We start from the raw sequence: 19,450 nt of genomic DNA, 5'->3' as shown, positions 1-19,450 counted from the left end.
ATGGCGCGCCTCAACCCCCTGCAGCGCCGGCGGCTGGCGGCCTTCCGCTCCAACCGCCGGGCCTTCTTCTCGCTGATCATCTTCTCGCTGCTCTTCGTGGTCTCGCTCTTCGCCGAGTTCATCGCCAACGACAAGCCGCTGCTCGTCTCCTACCGCGGCGAGTGGATGACCCCCGTGGTCTCCTTCCACCCGGAGACCGATTTCGGCGGCGATTTCGCCACCGAGGCGGAGTATTCCGACCCCGTGGTGCAATGCCTCATCGTCTCCGGCGGGCTCGACGCCTGCCTCGACGACCCCGAGGGGGTCAGTGAGCAGGCCCGCTCCGGCAGTGTCGACGGCGAGGCGGTGGAGGCCGGCTGGATCCTCTGGCCGCTCATCCCCTACAGTTTCGACACGGTGAACTACGATGTCGCCCGCGCGCCCTCGGCGCCCGACGCGAACCACTGGCTCGGCACCGACGACCAGGCGCGCGACGTGGTGGCCCGGGTGATCTACGGCTTCCGCATCTCCATCCTCTTCGCCCTCGTGGTGGGCATCGTCTCCTCGGTGATCGGCATCATCGCCGGGGCGGCGCAGGGCTATTTCGGCGGCTGGGTCGACCTCGTGTTCCAGCGCATCGTCGAGATCTGGGGCAACACGCCGAGCCTCTACATCCTGATCATCCTCTCGGCGATGTTCACCATGACATTCTGGCTGCTCACCATCCTCATCGCCGTGTTCAGCTGGACCGCGCTGGTGGGCGTGGTGCGCGCCGAGTTCCTGCGCGCGCGCAACTTCGAATACGTGCGCGCCGCCCGCGCGCTCGGCGTGCGGGACTGGACGATCATGTTCCGCCACCTGCTGCCCAACGCCATGGTGGCGACGCTCACCATGCTGCCCTTCATCATCACCGGCGCGATCTCGGGCCTCGCCACGCTCGATTACCTCGGGCTCGGCCTCTCGGCGGCCTATCCCTCGCTGGGCGAGCTGACCCTGCAGGGCAAGAACAACCTGCAGGCGCCCTGGCTGGGCTTCACCGCCTTCTTCACCTTCGCCATCATGCTCTCGCTGCTCGTGTTCGTCTTCGAGGGCGTGCGTGACGCGTTCGACCCGCGGAAGACCCTGAAATGACGCTGCTTTCCGTCCGCGACCTCACGGTGCGCTTCGGCGCCGCCGCGCCCGCTGCCGTGAAGGGCGTGAGCTTCGACATCGCCCCGGGCGAGACCGTGGCCCTGGTGGGCGAGAGCGGCTCCGGCAAGTCGGTCACGGCCCTCTCCACCGTGGCCCTCACGCCTGACAGTGCCGAACTCTCCGGCTCGATCACCTACAAGGGCCAGGAGATGCTCGGGGCCTCGCGCGCCCAGCTGCGAAAGGTGCGCGGCAACGACATCAGCTTCATCTTCCAGGAGCCGATGACCTCGCTCAACCCGCTGCACCGGCTGCGCAAGCAGCTTGGCGAGAGCCTCGCCCTGCACCAGGGCCTGCGCGGGGCGAAGGCCGAGGCGCGCATCGTCGAGCTGCTCACGCAAGTCGGCATCCGCGACCCCGAGACCCGGCTCGACGACTATCCCCACACGCTCTCCGGCGGGCAGCGCCAGCGGGTGATGATCGCGATGGCGCTGGCCAACAACCCCGACCTGCTGATCGCCGACGAGCCGACCACGGCGCTCGATGTCACCATCCAGGCGCAGATCCTCGACCTCCTGCGCGAGATCCAGGCCGCGCGCGGCATGGCGATGCTGTTCATCACCCATGACCTCGCCATCGTGCGCCGCATTGCCGACCGGGTCTGCGTGATGAAGGACGGCGAGATCGTCGAGACCGGGCCGGTGGCCGAGATCTTCGCCGCGCCGAAGCACCCCTACACGCGGATGCTGCTGGCCGCCGAGCCCTCCGGCAGCCCCACCCCGGTGCCCGAGGGCGCGCCGGAGGTGGTGCGCACCGAAGGTCTGAAGGTGTGGTTTCCCATCCGCCGCGGGCTGCTCAACCGGGTGACGGGCCATGTGAAGGCGGTGCGCGAGGCCACGCTCTCGGTGCGCGCCGGCGAGACGCTGGGCGTGGTGGGCGAGAGCGGCTCGGGCAAGACCACGCTGGCGCTGGGCATCCTGCGGCTGGTCGCCTCCGACGGGCCGGTGGTGTTCATGGGCCGCGACATCCAGGGGCTGCGCAACAAGGCGCTGCGCCCGATCCGCCGCGACCTGCAGGTGGTGTTCCAGGACCCCTACGGCTCGCTCTCGCCGCGCATGTCGGTGGAGCAGATCGTGGCCGAGGGGCTCGGGGTGCACGGGCTGGAGCCAGGGGCGGACAAGCGCGAGACGGTGGCGCGCATCCTCGCCGAGGTCGGGCTCGACCCGGCGATGATGGACCGCTACCCGCACGAGTTCTCCGGCGGCCAGCGCCAGCGCATCGCGGTGGCGCGCGCCATGGTGCTGCGGCCGAAGCTGGTGGTGCTCGACGAGCCCACCTCGGCGCTCGACATGACGGTGCAGGTGCAGATCGTTGAGCTGTTGCGCGAGCTGCAGGCGCGCCACGGCCTCGCCTACCTGTTCATCAGCCACGATCTGCGCGTGGTGCGCGCGCTGAGCCACAAGGTGATGGTGATGCGCCAGGGCGAGGTGGTGGAGGCCGGCCCGGCCGAGGCGCTGTTCGAGGCGCCGCAGCACGAATACACCCGCACCCTCCTCGCCGCCGCCCGGGCGAAGTAGCCAGGGCTGGCCGCGGAGCCCCGGCCGGGCCTTCGCCTCGGGGGGCATCGAGCCCCCGCTCGGCAAACGAGCCCGCTGGCGCGGGCCGGGGCGCACCACCCCGGCGGCGGGACCCGCCTGCGGGAACGCCCCGGCGTCAGTCCTCGGGGTCGGCGCTGCCGTGGATGGCGAAGGCTTCGAGCTCGGCATCGACCGGGGCGATGGCGCGGTAGGATTCGCGCACGCCCTCGGGCGAGAGCTCGCGCTGGAGCACGAGGAGCGTGTTGGCTGCGTGGCCCTCGCAGAGTTCCTCCATGAAGGCGATCTCCTGCTCGGCGACCCCGCGCGCGGCCTCGGCCGAGGGGGCGCCCCAGTCGGCCATGAAATGCTGCGCGAGGCGCTCCACGCAGGCGGCGCGCTCGGCGGGCTCGATGCGGGCCACGGCGACGAAGGTGGAGCGGCCGAGGCTCTCCAGCCCCAGCCAGCCGTTGGCGAAGGCCTGGCGGTGCTTTCCGGTGAGGCGGCTCTCGTCCCAGTCGGAGAATTCGAAACTGCCGGGGATCGCCCATTCGTCGCCCTCCGCCGCGCGGGGGAAGACGTTGAGGTCGGACTCATCCAGCCGCAGGGTGCGGGCGAGCTTCATGCGAGGGCCTCCGGGTCGGGCCAGGGGCGGGGATGGTCGAGCATGCCGGCGAGCGGCAGAACCTGCACGCCCTCGTCGGAGGAGAGCACGAGACCGAGGCTCTCGTCGAGCCCCATCGGGCGGCCCGCGGCCGGGGCGCCGTCCCGGCGCGGGCGGGCCCAGGGGGCGGGCGTCTCGCCGCCGCGGCCCTCGATGCGGCCCCACCAGGCCTCGGAGAGGCCGCGCGGGCCGTCCTCCAGCCAGTCATGCACCCGGACCAGCATGTGCCGCGCCCAGGCCTCGAGCAGCGCGCGGCGGGTGATGTCGGCGCAGCCCTCCTCGGCGAGCGCGGTGATGCCCGGTGTGCGGCCCGGCTCGTCGGAGAGCGGGGCGAGCTGGAGGGTGACCGCCACGACGAGCCAGTCCGGCACTGCCGCCGGGTCTCGCACGGAAGCCTCGGCGCGCAGCCGGCCGCAGAGCGCGCCGTTCACCAGCACGCCGTCGGGCCAGGCGAAGGTCATCCCCACCTCGGGCGGCGCGAGGGAGCCGAGCGCCTCCGCGAGGCCGGTGGCGGCGGCGGGCACCATGGCGAGCGCCTGCGCGAGCGGGCATTCGGGGGCGAAGACCACCGCCGCCTCCAGCGCCGCCTCGTCGCCCGACCAGAAGATCGTTCCCGCCTCCACGCCGGCCACGGCGGCGGCCACGGCGCGGGCGAGCGGGTCGCCCCCCGCCGGCACCGCGCTGCCGCGCAGGAGCGGCGGGAAGACCGGCTCCTCCTCCGGCAGGCGGGGGGTATCGTCGGCCAGCGGCGCCTCCATCAGGCGTGGCCCGTGCCGATGAGCTTGCGGGCGATCTCGCGGAAGCGCAGGGCCTGCGGGCTCTGCGGCTTCGCGGCCACCACCGGCACGCCGGAATCGCCCGAGAGGCGCACGTCGATGTCGAGCGGCACCTCCCCGAGGAAGGGCGCGCCGATGCGCTCGGCCTCCGCCCGCGCGCCGCCATGGCCGAAGATCTGTGTCTCCTCCCCGCAGCAGGGGCACACGAAGGTGGACATGTTCTCGATCATCCCCACCACCGGCGTGTTGGTCTTCTCGAACATGTCGAGCGCCTTCTTCGCGTCGAGCAGCGCGATGTCCTGCGGGGTGGAGACCACCACGGCGCCGGTCACCTCGGCCTTCTGCGACAGGGTGAGCTGCACGTCGCCGGTGCCGGGCGGCAGGTCGACCACCAGCACGTCGAGCCGGCCCCAGGCCACCTGGCGCAGCATCTGCTGCAGCGCGCCCATCAGCATCGGCCCGCGCCAGATGGTGGCCTTGTCCTCGGGCGTGAGCAGGCCGATGGACATCAGGGTCACGCCATGGTTGCGCAGCGGCAGGATGGTCTGGCCATCGGGCGAGGAGGGGCGGCCGGAGATGCCCAGCATGCGCGGCTGGCTCGGCCCGTAGACATCGGCATCGAGCAGGCCCACGCGCCGGCCCTCGGCGGCGAGCGCCACGGCGAGATTGGCCGAGACGGTGGACTTGCCCACCCCGCCCTTGCCCGAGCCGATGGCGAGGATGCGGTCCACTCCCTCGATGGGCCCGGACTGCGGCTTTGCCGCCTGGCGCAGCGGCTCCCCGGGGGCGCCGCCCCCGTGGGAATGGGAGTGCCCGTGGCCGGCGCCGCGCAGGTTGGGCGGCGCGGCGGGGGCGGTGGGGGTGTCGGAATGGGCGGTGAGCATCACCGAGGCCTTCGTGACCCCCGGCAGGGCGGCGACGGCGGCCTCGGCGGCCTTTGCCACCGGCTCCATCGCCCGGCCCTTGGCCGGGTCCACTTCCAGGATCACCCGCACCTCGGAGCCGGTGAGGCTCACGCCCCCCAGCATCCCGGCGGAGACGATGTCGGTGCCCCGCGAGGGGTCGACCACGCGGGCGAGGGCGGCACGCACTTCGGCTTCGGTCACGCTCATTCGGCGCCGCCCTCGAGCGCGATCTCGCCCTTCACCACGTGGGAGAGCGCGATGCCGCCCACGGTGAGGGTGACGGTGGCCTGCAGCGGGCCGGCCGGCAGGGTACCGGCGGCCTCGGCGGCGCGCACCGCCTTCTCGATCTCCTGCTGCGAGGTCACGCCGACGCGCTTGAGGTATTTCCTCAGCGACATGTTGAAGGTCTCGTCGTCCATGTTTCTCTCCCTTGGGGGCCTGGAGGGCGCGGGGGCTCAGGCGTCGCCACGGCGCGGGCCGCGGCCGCCGGGCCCCTTGCGCCCGTCGAGGTAATCATCGGTGGTGCGCACCGGCGGGCGGGGGGCGAGGCCCAGCGGCCCGCCGCCGCCGGAGAACTGCGCCGCCACCCGGCAGTCGTCGCACATCTGGATCAGGCGCAGGTTGTCGGAATTGGTGTACATCCAGTTGCGATCGCGCAGCTTCTCGGTGATGCGCTCGATGGTGGAGCGCACGCCGAATTCCTTGCCGCATTCGATGCAGGCGAAGGGCTCCTCGGAGTTGAGCACCCGCGGCTTCAGCGCCTCGGCGGAGGCGTCGTAGCGCGGTTCGAGGGTGATCGCGGTCTCCGGGCAGGCGGAGGCGCAGATGCCGCATTGCACGCAGGCATCCTCCTGGAAGCGCAGCTCCGGGCGGTCGGGGTTGTCGAGCAGCGCGCCGGTGGGGCAGAGCGAGACGCAGGCGAGGCAGAGCGTGCAGGCGTCGCTGTCGACCAGCACCGCGCCGTAGGGCGCGCCCTCGGGCAGCGGCACCGGCGCGTCGAGCCCGGCGCCGAGCGCGCGCATGGCCGAGCGCACCAGCTCGCGCCCGCCACCCAGCGCCAGCGCGGGCTCGGCGCGCGGCGCGGGGGGGCGGGTGTCGTAGAGGGCGGCTTCAAGCGCGTCGGGCTCGGCCGGTTCCAGCAGGCGCAGGCGCTCAGGCTCGGGCGCCATGGCGCGGGCAAGGGCGAGCTGGGGGTCGAGCGCCTCGCGCTCGGTGCGGGGGCCCGCGAGCACCGCCACCTCGGCGTAGCCCTGCGAGAGGGCGGCGAGCATCAGCATGTGCCCCGCCCCGCCCGCCTCCGGCAGCTCGAGCGGCAGCACGTCGGCCGGCAGGCCGCGGCCGAAACGGGCGGAGAGCGCGATGAGCTCGGCGCCGAACTCCGCGTCATGCAGCAGCAGCCGCGGGGCCGCGCCGCCGGCCTCGCGGTAGGTCTCGGCCATCACCCGGGCGCGGCGCACCTGGTGGTCGAGCGGCGGGTCGTCGTAGAGCATCGCGCCGGTGGGGCAGACCGCGGCGCAGGCACCGCAGCCGGCGCAGATGTCGGCGGCGAGGCTCACGTGGTCGCCCGCGGGCAGGATCGCCCCGGTGGGGCAGACGTCGAGGCAGCGGGTGCAGCCGGTCTTGCCGGCGCGCGAATGGGCGCAGAGGCTCTCGGTCACCCGCACGTAGAGCGGCTTGTCGAAGGTGCCGGAGAGGTCGCTCGCCTCGAACAGCGCGCGGGCCACGGCGGCGGGGTCGCGCGGGTCGGCGCGCAGGTAGCCGTCGCGCTTCTCCCAGGCGGGGAACATCGGCGTGCCGCCGGAGAGGTCGAGGATCACGTCGCATTCGGAGATGCCGCCGTCCTGCGCCGGGCCGAAGCGCAGCGCGCCGCGGCCCGCGGGCTCGGCCAGCGCCAGCCCGTCGGCCACCACCGAGAAGGCGCCCAGCCGGCCGCGGGCCCGGGCGATGCGCCCGCGCAGGATCTCGAAGCGGTCCTCGCGCGGCGGGATCACCTCCTCGCCGTCGCTCAGCATCACGGTGACGGAGAGCCGGCCGGCAAGCCGCGCCGCCGCCTCCATCGCCACCGCGCCGGGCCCGTAGACCAGGCACACGCCCTCCGAGCTGATGGGCATCAGCGGCGCCGGCTCGGCGCTGAGCGCGCCCTCGGCCAGCAGGGCCGCCATCTTGGGGCCGGCGGCGGCGCCCTCGTCGGACCAGCCGGCGCGGTCACGGATGTCGGTGGTGGCGAGGGGGCGGCCGGCGGCGATGTCCTCGAACAGCGGCGCCTCCTGGCCGCAGGCCAGGGTCACCGGGCGTCCGGCCTCCAGCGCCGCCTCCACGACATGCTGCTCGGAGCGGCACAGGTGGCGGTGCACCCGGCAGGGGCGGCCGGCCACGGCCTGCCCGAGGGCCTCACCGTCGATCTCCATGCTGCCCATGCAGGAGCAGAGCAGCAGTTCGGCGTTGCGTTCCTGCGTCATCGGACGATCTCCCCGCCTTGCGTCGGAACCCTTGGCGGGGGGCTGGACAATCCGCGTCCGAGCCCCCACCCTTTCGGCCCCAGATCAATCATGGCCGCGCCCGGGACACAAGGCCCGACGCGGAGGGAACGCAAGCTTGACGTCCGAAGCCAGACCGCCAGACGGACCCCGCACCGCCGCCGAGCCCTCGGGAGAGGCCGAGCCGCCGCGTGGCGCCCGCCCGCGCGAGATCGAGCTGCCCCTGGGCATCGTCCTGCGCCGCATACCGGCAAGAAGCCGGTGGGTGAGCCATGTCTGGCGCGCCGTCGCGGTGCTGCCCGGCGCCGCGCCGGCAGACTGGGCGGAGCTGCGCGAGGAGGACGGCGCGGTGGAATACCACGCCGCCACCCTGCCCCTCGTGCTGCACCGCGCCGAGACCGAGGCCTACCGCGTGGGCCTCGCCAGCCGGCCGCGCAATGTCTGGGTGGTGCTGCGCCCCGCGCCCGCGGGCGCTGCACATGACGTTGCGGTACATCTCGTCACCGCCTCGCCCTTCGAGGCGCAGGACTACATGGAGAGCGGCGACGAGATCGTCGAGCCGGTGCCGATGCCCGACGCGCTGCACGCCTGGATCGCCGCCTTCGTCGACGCCCAGCCCGACGACCCGGAGTTCGTGAAGCGCCGGCGCACGCCCCACGCCCCCTCGCCCGAGGAGGGTCTCGGCGACAGCCGCATCCCCCAGGAAAACGACGTCTACCGCGCCCCGGCCACGCTGCGCGCCCGGAAGGACCAGACATGAGCAGGGGCGACGGCAGCAGGGGCGACGGCTTCCTCGACCGCTGGTCACGCCGCAAGCGCGGCCTCGCGCCGGAAGCCGGTGACCCCACGGCGGACGCTCCCGCGGCAGCCCTGCCCGAGGCCAGCCCCGAGCCGGCTCCACAGCCCGCGCCGGACCCCGAGGCCACGGACGCCGAGATCCTCGAGAGCCTCGGCCTGCCCGACCCCGACACCCTGCGCCCGGGCGACGATTTCTCCGCCTTCATGCGCTCTGCCGTGCCGCGCCGGCTGCGCAACCGCGCCCTGCGCCGGCTCTGGGCCTCCGACCCCGTGCTCGCCTGTCTCGACGGGCTGAACGACTACGAGGAAGACTTCACCGACGCCGCCACCGTGGTGCCGGACCTCAGGACCGCCTACAAGGTGGGACAGGGCATGTTCGACCGGAAGGCAGAGGCCGCCCGGGCCGCCGCGCCGCCGCCCGCCCCTCGCGACGAGCCCGGCGGGGAGGCTCCCCCGGAGGCGGCCGGGGAGGCCACCGGGGAGGCCCCCGGGGAGGCATCCGCACCCGGCGACACCGGCGCGGCGCCCGCCCCGGAGACGGCGCGGCCCGCTCCCTCCGCCGATGCTGCAGCGCAGCTTTCCCCACGCCGCAGTGCAATGCGCTTCAGATTTGAGGAAGATGGTTCAAATCCGGCGTGAACACGTTGAGCGCGTTCAATAACCCCGCTGGACTTCCCCGCCCGCAATGGTGCAGAATGGGTGTCCGCCAGCGCCCTCTCGGGGGCGGCCAGCAACAGCAACGGGAGCAGCCGGCGCCATGTCCGGGAACAACAGATCGCCCCAGGAGGAACCGTCCGCCGGCATCCCGGAAGAGGATCGGGTGCGGGCAGATTTCTACGCGTTTCTCGCCGGGCTTCTCGTGCGTCCGGCCGATGTCGCGACGCTCCGCCGCCTCGCTGCCCTGAAGGGCGACCAGACCGCCATCGGCGCCGCGATCGACGCGCTTGCCGCCGTGGCCCGCAGCATGTCGGTGAACACCGTGCGGCGGGAATACAACGATCTCTTCATCGGGCTCGGGCGCGGCGAGCTCGTGCCCTACGCCTCCTTCTACATGACCGGCTTCCTCAACGAGAAGCCCCTCGCCCGGCTGCGCCAGGACATGGCGCGCCATGCCGTGGCGCGGGCCAGGGACGTGTTCGAGCCCGAGGACAACATCGCCTCGCTCTGCGAGATCATGGCCGGGCTGATCCGCGGCGCGTTCGGCGCGCCGCTGCCGCTCGCCGCTCAGCGCGAATTCTTCGCCGCCCATGTCGCCCCCTGGGCCGGGCATTTCTTCTCCGACCTCGAGGGCGCCCGCGCATCGGTGTTCTACGCCCCCGTGGGCACGCTGGGGCGCCTGATGATCGAGATCGAACGCGAGGCCTTCCGCCTCGGCGGAGCCGAAACCGGCTGAGCGCGGGACAGCGGCGCGGGCCGTAAACGGTTCGTTAAGCCGGACAGCGGACCGTCTTTCCGCCCCCCGGCACGAAGGCCCCGCCCCGGAGGGCACGAGGATACCGCCCCCGGGAGCGGCAGATGCGCAGGCCCCCGGGGGCCGCACCGAACCGCCCGCAGGGGCGCGACAGACCGCCCGCAGGGGCACCGCAGACCGCCCGCAGGGGCGCACCGAACCGCCCCAGTGGCACGCAGGAGGATGACGCAGATGACGCGCAAGACCGACGACACCAGCATTTCCCCCGGCACCTCGCGCCGCGACCTGCTGCGCCTCGGCCTGGCCGGCATCCCGGCCGTGGCCGTGGGCAGCGTCGCCGGCACCGGCGCCGCACAGGCGGCGGAGGAGGTGGCCCCCACCAGCCTCGGCCTGCGCAAGACCGAGCACGTGCTGAAATACTACGAGACCTGCCGCTGACAGCGGCCTGACGCCACGGGCGCCGGGATGCTTGCCCCGCGCGCCTGACAGCCATCAGGGCCCCCGAGCCCGACACAGACTGGAGTTTCCCATGCTCAGGAAGCGTACCGACGGGACAGCGCAGCACGGCAGGGCCGCATCGATCCTCGCAGGGCGGCCCGCGCGCCAGGGCGGTGAAGGAATGGACCGCCGCACCTTTCTCGGCCGCTCGGGCCTCGCGGTGGGCGGGCTTGCGGCCGTGGCCGGCATGGGGGCCGGGACGGTGCGCAAGGCGGATGCCGCAACTGCGGCGAGCGGCGCCATCACCACGGTGAAATCGGTCTGCACCCACTGCTCGGTGGGCTGCACGGTGATGGCCGAGGTGCAGAGCGGCGTCTGGATCGGGCAGGAGCCCGGCTGGGACAGCCCGTTCAACCTCGGCGCCCATTGCGCCAAGGGCGCCTCGGTGCGCGAGCACGCCCATGGCGAGCGGCGGCTGAAATACCCGATGAAGCTCGTGGGCGGCAAATGGGAGCGCATGTCCTGGACCGACGCGATCAACGAGATCGGCGACGGCATGCTCAAGATCCGCGAGGAGAGCGGGCCGGACAGCGTCTACTGGCTCGGCTCGGCCAAGCATTCCAACGAGCAGGCCTACCTGTTCCGCAAGTTCGCCGCCTACTGGGGCACGAACAACGTCGACCACCAGGCCCGCATCTGCCACTCCACCACCGTGGCCGGGGTTGCGAACACATGGGGCTACGGCGCCATGACCAACTCCTACAACGACATCCACAATTCCAAGGCGATCATCATCATCGGCGGCAACCCCGCCGAGGCGCACCCGGTCTCGCTCCAGCACCTGCTCAAGGGCAAGGAGCAGAACAATGCGCCGCTGATCGTGTGTGATCCGCGCTTCACCCGCACCGCCGCGCATGCCACCGAATACGTGCGCATGCGCCCGGGCTCGGACGTGGCGCTGGTCTGGGGCCTGCTCTGGCACGTGCTGGAGAACGGCTGGGAAGACAAGGAGTTCATCCGCCAGCGCGTCTGGGGTCTCGACCAGATCCGCGAGGAGGTGAGGAAGTGGAACCCGGCCGAGGTCGAGCGCGTCACCGGCGTGCCCGAGGAGCAGATGCACCGCGTCGCCCGCACCCTGGCCGAAAACCGCCCCGGCACGCTGATCTGGTGCATGGGCGGCACCCAGCACACCACCGGCAACAACAACACCCGCGCCTACTGCATCCTGCAGCTCGCGCTGGGCAACATGGGCAAGCCGGGCGGCGGCACCAACATCTTCCGCGGCCATGACAACGTGCAGGGGGCGACCGACCTCGGCGTGCTCGCCGACACGCTGCCGGGCTACTACGGCCTCACCGACGGGGCCTGGAAGCACTGGAGCCGCGTGTGGGAGGAGGATTACGAGTATTTCGTCTCCCGCTTCACCTCCAGGGAGATCATGGAGGCCAAGGGCATCACCGTGTCGCGCTGGTTCGACGGCGTGCTGGAGCCGGCGGAGAACCTCGACCAGCCCAACCCCGTGCGCTGCATGGTGTTCTGGGGCCACGCGCCGAACTCGCAGACCCGCCTTCCCGAGATGAAGAAGGCGATGGAGAAGCTCGACATGCTGGTGGTGGTCGACCCCTACCCCACCGTCTCGGCCATCATGCATGACCGCACGGACAATGTCTGGCTGCTGCCGGCCTGCTCGCAGTTCGAGACCTACGGCTCGGTGACCGCCTCCAACCGCTCGCTGCAATGGCGCGAGAAGGTGGTGGAGCCGCTGTTCGAGTCCAAGGCCGACCATGTCATCATGAAGCTCTTCGCCGACAAGTTCGGCTTCTCCGACCGGCTGTTCCGCAACATCGAGGTCAACGGCGACGAGCCGCTGATCGAGGACCTCACGCGCGAGTTCAACCGCGGCATGTGGACGGTGGGCTACACCGCCCAGAGCCCGGAGCGCATGCGCCTGCACATGCAGAACCAGCACACCTTCGACCGCACCACCCTGCGCGCCGACGGCGGCCCCTGCGACGGCGACTACTACGGCCTGCCCTGGCCCGCCTGGGGCACGCCGGAGATGAACCACCCCGGCTCGCCGGTGCTCTACAACACCGACCTGCACGTGAAGGACGGCGGCATGGGCTTCCGCGCCCGCTTCGGCGTCGAGCGTGACGGCGAGAACCTGCTCGCCGAGGGCTCCTGGTCGAAGGGCTCGGAGATCGAGGACGGCTACCCAGAGTTCACCATGGCCATGCTCGTTCAGCTCGGCTGGGACGGCGACCTCACCCCCGAGGAGCGCGCCAGCATCGAGGCCGTCGCCGGCTCCTCGGAGGCCGAGGCGGTGGGCAAGGTGAACTGGAAGACCGACCTTTCCGGCGGCATCCAGCGCGTGGCCATCGAGCACGGCTGCGCCCCCTACGGCAACGCCAAGGCCCGCTGCGTGGTGTGGAACTTTCCCGACCCCGTGCCGGTGCACCGCGAGCCGCTCTACACCAACCGCCGCGACCTGGTGGCCGACTACCCCACCTACGACGACCGGCGGGACTGGCGCGTGCCCGTGCTCTACGCCTCGATCCAGAAGCAGGATTTCTCGGAGAACTACCCGATCATCCTCACCTCCGGGCGCCTGGTGGAATACGAGGGCGGCGGCGACGAGACCCGCTCGAACCCCTGGCTGGCCGAGCTGCAGCAGGAGATGTTCATCGAGATCAACCCGCGCGATGCGAATGATCGCGGCATCAAGGACGGCGAGTACGTCTGGGTCGAGGGCCCGGACGAGGGCCGCATCCGCGTGGCCGCGATGGTGACCGAGCGCGTGGGCCGGGGCGTGGCCTTCATGCCCTTCCACTTCGGCGGCATCTGGCAGGGCGAGGACCGGCGCCACAAGTACCCCGAGGGCGCCGACCCGATCGTGCTCGGCGAATCCACCAACACCGCGCAGACCTATGGCTACGACTCCGTCACGATGATGCAGGAGACGAAAGCCACCCTCTGCCAGATCATGAAAGCCTGAGGGAGGACATCATGGGTAAAGCAGCCTTTCTCTGCGACGCCGAACGCTGCATCGAGTGCAACGCCTGCGTCACCGCCTGCAAGAACGAGCACGAGATCCCCTGGGGCATCAACCGCCGCCGCGTGGTGACCATCAACGACGGCCGGCCGGGGGAGAAATCCATCTCCGTCGCCTGCATGCACTGCTCCGACGCGCCCTGCATGGCCGTCTGCCCGGTGGATTGCTTCTACAAGACCGCGGACGGCATCGTGCTGCACTCCAAGGACCTGTGCATCGGCTGCGGCTACTGCTTCTACGCCTGCCCCTTCGGCGCGCCGCAGTACCCGCAGGCCGGCAACTTCGGCTCGCGCGGCAAGATGGACAAGTGCACCTTCTGCGCCGGCGGCCCGGAGGAGAACAACTCCCCGGCCGAGTTCCAGAAATACGGCCGCAACCGCATCGCCGAGGGCAAGCTGCCGATCTGCGCCGAGATGTGCTCCACCAAGGCCCTGCTCGCGGGCGATGCCGACGACGTGTCGAGCATCTTCCGCGAGCGCGTGGTGGCCCGCGGTTTCGGCGGCGACAGCTGGGGCTGGGGCACCGCCTATGGAAACCAGAACGACAGCTGATCCCGGCACCAGCGGCGCCCCGCGCGCCGCGACGGCGGGCCCCTCGGGGCCCGCACGCCTTTCCCTTGCCCCGCGCGCCCGGCCCGCCCAGGCCCGGCGCCTTTTTTGACGACCAGACGCGTGAGGTCCCGCATGCCCCGTTCCTCCGAGCGCGCCCGCGCCGCCGAACCCCGTCCCGCGGCCCGGGTGCCCAGCCCGCGCTTCGAGCGCCGCCGCAAGCGCCGCCTGCGGGTGGCCATCGGCGCGCTGAGCCTCTCCGTGCTGCTGCTGGCCGTCACGCTGGCGAGCTTCGTGACCATGGCCGACGCGCAGTCCGTGCGCCCGCCGGCCAATGCCGTCACCAATTCCACGCCCGATGCCACCGGCATGGAGAGCGTGCCCGGCAAGATCACCCAGCCCCCCGCCCGCGCCGACCTCTGGCGCTTCGTGGGCGGTGACCGGGGGCCGGACGAGGAGGGCTTCACCACCACCGTCTCCATCCCCAACAAGCTCTCGGCCACGCTTGTGCAGCCTTTCGGCGAGGAATGGCGCCTGCTGCGCCGTGGCCCGCTGCCGGAATACGGGCTCATCATCCCCGCCGCGATGATCCTGGCGCTGGCCGCCTTCTACCTCATCCGCGGGCGCATCCGCATCGAGGCCGGGCCGTCGAGGAACCGCATCCGGCGCTTCGGCGGGTTCGAGCGCTTCGGCCACTGGCTGCTGGCGGTGAGCTTCGTCGCCCTCGCCCTCACCGGGCTGAACCTGCTCTACGGGCGCGAGTACATCCTGCCGCTGATCGGGCACGAGGCCTATTCCCTCACCGCCTGGTGGGGCAAATGGGTGCACAACAACATCGCCTGGGCCTTCATGCTCGGCCTGGTGCTGATCTTCGTGATGTGGGTGGGCCGCAACATCCCCCACCGGCGCGACCTCGTCTGGCTGATGAAGGGCGGCGGGCTGTTCTCGAAGCACTCGCACCCGGACGCGGGCAAGTTCAACGCCGGGCAGAAGCTGATCTTCTGGTCGGTGATCCTGCTCGGCGCCTCGCTCAGCCTCTCGGGCATCGCCCTGCTCTTCCCGTTCCAGACCGGGCTGATGGGCAAGACCTTCGCCTTCTTCAACGACATCGGCCTGTCGCTCAGCTTCATCGGCATCGACGTGAGCCAGCCGGTCACCGCCCTGCAGGAAATGCAGTACCAGACCATCTGGCACGCCGCCGTGGCGCTGGTGATGATCGCGATCATCATCGCGCATATCTACATCGGCACGCTGGGCATGGAGGGCGCCTTCGACGCCATGGGCTCCGGCGATGTTGACCTGAACTGGGCGCGCGAGCACCACAATCTCTGGGTCGACGAGGTGAGCGCCCGCACCAGCCGGCGCACCCCGGCCGAATGAGCCCCCGGCCCCGCGCCCGGGCGGGGAGTGTCGCGCGGCGCCGCCTGGCGCCGTGCGTCGTGCTGCTCGCGGGGCTGCTGGGCGGGGCCGCGGCGGCGGAGCCGGTGCTCACCGGCCATGGCGGCCCGGTGAAGGGGCTGGCCCGGGCGGGCGAGATGATCCTTACCGCGAGCTTCGACAATTCCGTGGGGCTCTGGGGCCCGGGCGGCACGCATATGCGCTGGCTCGAGGGCCACGCCGCGGCAGTGAACGTGGTGATCGACGCCGGGCGCGGCCGGCTGCTCTCGGGCGGCGACGATTTCGAGATCATCGCATGGGACGCGGACAGCGGCAGCGCGCTGCAGCATTTCTCCGGCCACCGCGGCAAGGTGATGGGCCTCGCCCTCTCGCCTGACGGGCGGCATTTCGCCTCCGCGAGCTGGGACGGCGCGGTGGGGCTCTGGGACCTCGACACCGGCACGCGCCTCGCCCTCGTGCAGGCCGGCGCGGGGGCGGTGAACGCGGTCGCCTTCGCCGGGCCGGACCGTCTCTACTCCGCCTCCGCCGATGGCACGCTGCGCCGCTGGGAGCTGGGCGAGAGCGGGCTCGAGCCGGGGCGCGACGTGCTCACCGGCGGCTTCGGCATCAACGTGCTGGTGCCGGGCCCGGGCTGGCTCGCCTATGGCACGGTCGACGGGCGGATCGGCGCCCTCGCCCTGCCCTCGGAGGAGCCGCTGGCCGAGATCTCGCTCGAGCGCACGCCGGTGCTGGCACTGGCGGCGAACCCGGCCGCAACCCTGCTCGCCGCCGGCGACGGCCAGGGCTTCATCACGCTGATCGAGACGGCGGACTGGTCGCTCGGCCGGGCGCTGCATGCCGCCGAGCGCGGGCCGGTCTGGGCGCTCGCCTTCCTCGACGATCACCGGCTGGTGGCCGCGGGCCTCGCCGATCATGCCGCCGTCTGGGCGGTGGACGGGCCCGCGGAGCCGCTGTTCACCATGGCCGCCGGGCAGCGCTTCAAGGTCGATCCCGCGAGCGTGGGCAACGGCGAGCGGCAGTTCGCCCGCAAGTGCTCGGTGTGCCACAGCCTCACGCCCGGCGATGCCCGCCGCGCCGGGCCGACACTGCACCACATCTTCGGGCGCGAGGCGGGCGCGCTGCCGGGCTATAGCTATTCCGAGGCGCTCGCCGCCTCCGGCATCACCTGGAGCCCGGAGACGCTCGACAGGCTTTTCGACCTCGGGCCGGAGCATTATACACCGGGCTCGAAGATGCCGATGCAGCGCATCATCAGTGCGCAGGACCGCGCCGACCTGATAGACTACCTGCGGGACGCAACCCGCTGAACGAGGAGCCGACATGAAAGCCTTCATCCTTGCCGTCGTCGCCATCGTGGGCATCGGGGTCGCGGCACCCTACGCGCTGAACTCGATGGGCTGGTCCTCGGCCGAGGTCTACAAGATGCCCAACGTCCGGCTCGACCAGGACCCGCGCTGAGCCGCGCTCAGGCCTGCGGGGTCATCGCCTTGCGGGCGCGCTTGCGCTCGATGCCGAGGGCGCGCTCGCGCCAGATGATCAGCAGGCCCGCCGTGACCACCAGCGCCGCCCCGCCGACCATGGTCCAGGTCGGCACCTCGGCGAAGACGAAATAGCCCAGCCCCAGCGCGAAGACCATCGAGGTGTACTCGAAGGGCGCGATCACCGAGGTGTCGGCGTGGCGGTAGGAGGAGGTCATCAGGATCTGCCCCACCCCGCCGAAGAGCCCCGCCGCCACCAGCATCGCCAGCACCTCCCAGCGCGGCCACACCCAGCCCCAGGGCAGCGTGACCAGCGAGAGCAGCGCCGCGATCAGGCTGAAGTAGAACACGATGGCCGCCGCCGGCTCCTTCTGCACCAGCTTGCGCACGAAGATGGTGGCGAGCGCCCCGAACACCGCGCCGGTGAGGGCGGCGAAGGCGCCCACGGTCTCGAGCTTGGAGGCCGCCGCGGGGTCGATCGTGGTCATGCGCGGCGAGAGCACCATCACCACCCCGGCGAGGCCGAGCGCCACCGCGCCGATGCGGTAGAAGCGCACGCTCTCCCCGAGGAACATCGCCGCGAAGATGGTGGCGAGCAGCGGCGAGGCATAGCCGATCGCCACCGACTCGGGCAGCGGCAGCAGGCCGAGCGCGAGAAAGCTGCACCCCATCGAGGACACGCCCACCAGCGAGCGCCAGAAATGCCCCATCAGGTTGTCCGTGCGCAGGGCGGCGGGAAACTCGTGCCGCCACCACAGCCACAGGAGGATCGGCGGAATGGCGAAGAAGGAGCGGAAGAACACCTGCTCGCCCGCCGGCACCTCTTCCGCGGTGGCCTTGATGAAGGCCGACATGGCCATGAACACGACGACAGACATCACCTTGAGCATGATGCCGCGGATGGGATTCATCGGACGGGGTCCCCGGGTCTTGCCCCCGGGGGTGGCCCCGGGGTGGCGGGCGCCGCGCGCCCGCTCCTCCTTCGGCTGTAGCAGCGCCGCCCCGCTCGCTTCAAGCGCGATCTGCGCATGGCAGCCGCGCGTGCCGTGAAAGCCGCTAGCCCTGCGACTGGCTCTGCTGCTGCTGGCCCTGCATCACCGTGACATCGGTCTCGAAGCCGATCTCCGGTTGGCCGAGCACATTGCCGTTCACCGGGGCGGCGTCCGGCGCGTCGAGCCCGCAGGACAGGCGCACGTAGGCTTCCGTGGGGCAGACGGCGTTGGACGGATCGAAGCCGATCCAGCCCAGCCCGGCGATGAAGGCCTCGGCCCAGGCATGGGTCTCGAGCAGGGTCTCCTCCGCCTCCTCGTCGGTGAGCAGGTAGCCCACCACGTAGCGCGCCGGCAGGCCCATCAGACGCGCCGCGGCGATGAACACATGCGCGTGGTCCTGGCACACACCGGCGCCCAGCGCGAGGGCCTGGGCGGCGGTGGTCTTCGCATCGGTGAGGCCGGGGCGATACTCCACCGCCTCTGTCACCGCCGCGGAGAGGGCGTGCGCCCGCTCCAGCTCGGTGCCCGGCGGAATGGCGGCGGCGAATTCGGTGAGCGCCTCGTCGGGCTCGGTGAGGGGCGTGTCGCGCAGGAAGATGCCCGGGGGCGGATGGGCCGGCAGGTCGCGCACCAGGCCGGTGGTGTCGGTCACCTCCACGGTGCCGGAGGCGATGATCTCGGCGGCGTCGAGCGGGGCCATGTGGCTCCAGAGCGCCACCTGGTCGCCGTAGGCGTCGCGCACCAGGGGGGCCACGGTGTCGCCGTTCACGCTCACCGACCAGTCGAGCACGCGCTGCCCGGCGTGGGTGGAGGGGAAGAGCTTCAGCCGCAGCGCCACCCTGTCGGCCTCGGGCGCGTAGGTGTAGGTGGTGCGGTGTCTCACGGAGAGGCGCATGGGACCCTCAGAAATGATAGGCGAGGGAGACCTCGCGCGACAGTTTCGCGGTGACGCCGATGAACTCGTCGACGAACTCGTGCAGCCCGTTGCGGAACACCTCGCCGATGCCGGTCTCGTTCAGCCGGTCGAGCCCGGCGGAGGCGAGGTCGTGGCAGGGGTGGCGCTGGCCGTAGGCCAGTTCCAGGTGGTCGAGCGTCTGGCTGATCTGGCGGTAGCAGAAGGTGACCGAGCGCGGGAAGGCGCCGTTGAGGATCACGAAATCGGCGATCTTCCAGGGCGCGTAATCGCCCTTGTAGATGTGGTGGAACGAGCGCATGGCCGAGAGCGCCCAGAGCACCGAGGTCCACTGGTGATGGTCGCGCCCGCCGCCCACGATGTCGCTCTCCGGCAGCAGCACGAAGTACTTCACGTTGAGCAGCCGCAGGGTCATGTCGGCGCGCTCCATGTGGCCGCCGAGGCGCAGGAAGGCGTAGCCGTCGTTGCGCAGCATCGAGGTCTCGGAGGCGCCGCGGAACATCGCCGCACGGGCCTTCACCCAGTCGAGGATGGTGGGCAGCTCGCGCCGGGCGGTGATCTCGTCGACGTTCTCCAGCCGGCGCCAGCCGTCGTTCAGCGCCTCCCACATCTCCTGGGTGAGGGCGGTGCGGATCGCCTTCGCATTGGCCCGCGCCCGGGTGAGGCAGGCGTGGATGGAGGAGGGATTGTCCTGGTCGAGCACAAGGCCGCGCACGATGGCGGCCTCGTTCAGGGTCTTGCCCTCGTCGAAATACTCCTCCGCCCCGGTGGCCATGATGACCGAGCGCCATTCCTGCCGCTCGGCCGAGCCGGGCAGCAGCGCCATGCGCTGGCCCATCTCGATGAGCCGCGCTGTGCTTTCGGCGCGCTCGAGGTAGCGCGACATCCAGTAGAGGTTTTCTGCGGTCCGGCTCAGCAT

Annotated in this window: 19 protein-coding genes; 11 read left to right on the top strand and 8 right to left on the bottom strand. The window is 71.6% G+C overall.

Annotated features, from left to right (window positions below; translation table 11 throughout):
* The gene (locus D3P35_RS12620; protein WP_118135094.1) at window positions 1-1,110 is read left to right on the top strand and encodes an ABC transporter permease; all 1,110 of its coding nucleotides are present in this window, start codon (window positions 1-3) and stop codon (window positions 1,108-1,110) included.
* On the top strand, window positions 1,107-2,684 hold the full coding sequence (locus tag D3P35_RS12615) for an ABC transporter ATP-binding protein (protein ID WP_118135093.1): 1,578 nt from the start codon (window positions 1,107-1,109) through the stop codon (window positions 2,682-2,684). Before D3P35_RS12620 ends, D3P35_RS12615 begins: the two co-directional genes overlap by 4 nt.
* Before the next feature lie 136 nt (window positions 2,685-2,820).
* Here D3P35_RS12615 and D3P35_RS12610 read toward each other — a convergent pair whose 3' ends face one another.
* The 5 genes from D3P35_RS12610 to D3P35_RS12590 are packed head-to-tail and all read right to left on the bottom strand — an operon-like array spanning window position 2,821 to window position 7,485.
* Entirely contained in the window at window positions 2,821-3,306 is a 486-nt protein-coding gene (locus tag D3P35_RS12610) for a DUF6505 family protein (RefSeq protein WP_118135092.1), read from the bottom strand.
* Window positions 3,303-4,103, bottom strand: a complete 801-nt coding sequence (locus tag D3P35_RS12605) for a biotin/lipoate--protein ligase family protein (RefSeq protein WP_118135091.1) — start codon at window positions 4,101-4,103, stop codon at window positions 3,303-3,305. The genes D3P35_RS12610 and D3P35_RS12605 overlap by 4 nt, the downstream gene beginning before the upstream one ends.
* Window positions 4,103-5,233: an Mrp/NBP35 family ATP-binding protein gene (locus D3P35_RS12600; RefSeq protein WP_118135090.1), complete on the bottom strand. Its 1,131-nt coding sequence runs from the start codon at window positions 5,231-5,233 to the stop codon at window positions 4,103-4,105. The genes D3P35_RS12605 and D3P35_RS12600 overlap by 1 nt, the downstream gene beginning before the upstream one ends.
* Window positions 5,230-5,445 carry a DUF6494 family protein gene (locus D3P35_RS12595; RefSeq protein WP_118135089.1) on the bottom strand — a complete coding sequence of 72 codons (216 nt, stop codon included), beginning with the start codon at window positions 5,443-5,445 and terminating at the stop codon, window positions 5,230-5,232. The genes D3P35_RS12600 and D3P35_RS12595 overlap by 4 nt, the downstream gene beginning before the upstream one ends.
* A gap of 36 nt (window positions 5,446-5,481) precedes the next feature.
* Window positions 5,482-7,485, bottom strand: coding sequence for a 4Fe-4S binding protein (locus tag D3P35_RS12590; protein ID WP_118135088.1), 2,004 nt, complete (start codon window positions 7,483-7,485; stop codon window positions 5,482-5,484).
* Between the two features lie 229 nt (window positions 7,486-7,714).
* Between D3P35_RS12590 and D3P35_RS26760 the strand changes: the two genes are divergently transcribed.
* From D3P35_RS26760 to D3P35_RS26535, 9 genes are all read left to right on the top strand, one after another.
* Window positions 7,715-8,263, top strand: a complete 549-nt coding sequence (locus tag D3P35_RS26760; protein ID WP_370031227.1) for a DUF3305 domain-containing protein — start codon at window positions 7,715-7,717, stop codon at window positions 8,261-8,263.
* Window positions 8,260-8,940, top strand: a complete 681-nt coding sequence (locus D3P35_RS26540) for a DUF3306 domain-containing protein (RefSeq protein WP_198670605.1) — start codon at window positions 8,260-8,262, stop codon at window positions 8,938-8,940. The genes D3P35_RS26760 and D3P35_RS26540 overlap by 4 nt, the downstream gene beginning before the upstream one ends.
* 118 nt (window positions 8,941-9,058) lie before the next feature.
* Window positions 9,059-9,694 (top strand): molecular chaperone, encoded by a 636-nt coding sequence (locus D3P35_RS12575; RefSeq protein ID WP_118135087.1) that lies wholly within the window; start codon window positions 9,059-9,061, stop codon window positions 9,692-9,694.
* Window positions 9,695-9,943: 249 nt separating this feature from the next.
* Complete coding sequence (locus tag D3P35_RS12570; RefSeq protein ID WP_118135086.1) at window positions 9,944-10,150, top strand: twin-arginine translocation pathway signal protein; 207 nt, start codon at window positions 9,944-9,946, stop codon at window positions 10,148-10,150.
* Between the two features lie 91 nt (window positions 10,151-10,241).
* Window positions 10,242-13,145, top strand: a complete 2,904-nt coding sequence (locus D3P35_RS12565) for a formate dehydrogenase subunit alpha (RefSeq protein ID WP_118135085.1) — start codon at window positions 10,242-10,244, stop codon at window positions 13,143-13,145.
* 11 nt (window positions 13,146-13,156) lie between these two features.
* Complete coding sequence (fdh3B, locus tag D3P35_RS12560; protein WP_118135084.1) at window positions 13,157-13,753, top strand: formate dehydrogenase FDH3 subunit beta; 597 nt, start codon at window positions 13,157-13,159, stop codon at window positions 13,751-13,753.
* 132 nt (window positions 13,754-13,885) lie between these two features.
* Entirely contained in the window at window positions 13,886-15,130 is a 1,245-nt protein-coding gene (locus tag D3P35_RS26940; protein WP_304481857.1) for a formate dehydrogenase subunit gamma, read from the top strand.
* 59 nt (window positions 15,131-15,189) lie between these two features.
* Window positions 15,190-16,455 carry a c-type cytochrome gene (locus D3P35_RS12550; RefSeq protein ID WP_232830487.1) on the top strand — a complete coding sequence of 422 codons (1,266 nt, stop codon included), beginning with the start codon at window positions 15,190-15,192 and terminating at the stop codon, window positions 16,453-16,455.
* A 13-nt stretch (window positions 16,456-16,468) separates the two neighbouring features.
* Window positions 16,469-16,606, top strand: coding sequence for a hypothetical protein (locus D3P35_RS26535; RefSeq protein ID WP_198670604.1), 138 nt, complete (start codon window positions 16,469-16,471; stop codon window positions 16,604-16,606).
* A 7-nt stretch (window positions 16,607-16,613) separates the two neighbouring features.
* On the opposite strand, the gene D3P35_RS12545 is transcribed toward D3P35_RS26535, so the two are convergent.
* The 3 genes from D3P35_RS12545 to D3P35_RS12535 all read right to left on the bottom strand — a co-directional run bounded on the left by D3P35_RS12545 (window position 16,614) and on the right by D3P35_RS12535 (window position 19,450).
* Window positions 16,614-17,537 (bottom strand): DMT family transporter, encoded by a 924-nt coding sequence (locus D3P35_RS12545; protein ID WP_118135082.1) that lies wholly within the window; start codon window positions 17,535-17,537, stop codon window positions 16,614-16,616.
* Between the two features lie 145 nt (window positions 17,538-17,682).
* On the bottom strand, window positions 17,683-18,513 hold the full coding sequence (locus tag D3P35_RS12540) for a transglutaminase family protein (protein ID WP_118135081.1): 831 nt from the start codon (window positions 18,511-18,513) through the stop codon (window positions 17,683-17,685).
* Between the two features lie 7 nt (window positions 18,514-18,520).
* Window positions 18,521-19,450: an alpha-E domain-containing protein gene (locus tag D3P35_RS12535; protein ID WP_118135080.1), complete on the bottom strand. Its 930-nt coding sequence runs from the start codon at window positions 19,448-19,450 to the stop codon at window positions 18,521-18,523.

Origin of the sequence: Oceanicella sp. SM1341 (genome assembly GCF_003448965.1) — a bacterium.
In the GTDB taxonomy this organism is placed as follows: domain Bacteria; phylum Pseudomonadota; class Alphaproteobacteria; order Rhodobacterales; family Rhodobacteraceae; genus Paroceanicella.
Note: the sequence above shows the minus strand (reverse complement) of the source record. Positions and strands in the feature narration are given on the sequence as shown.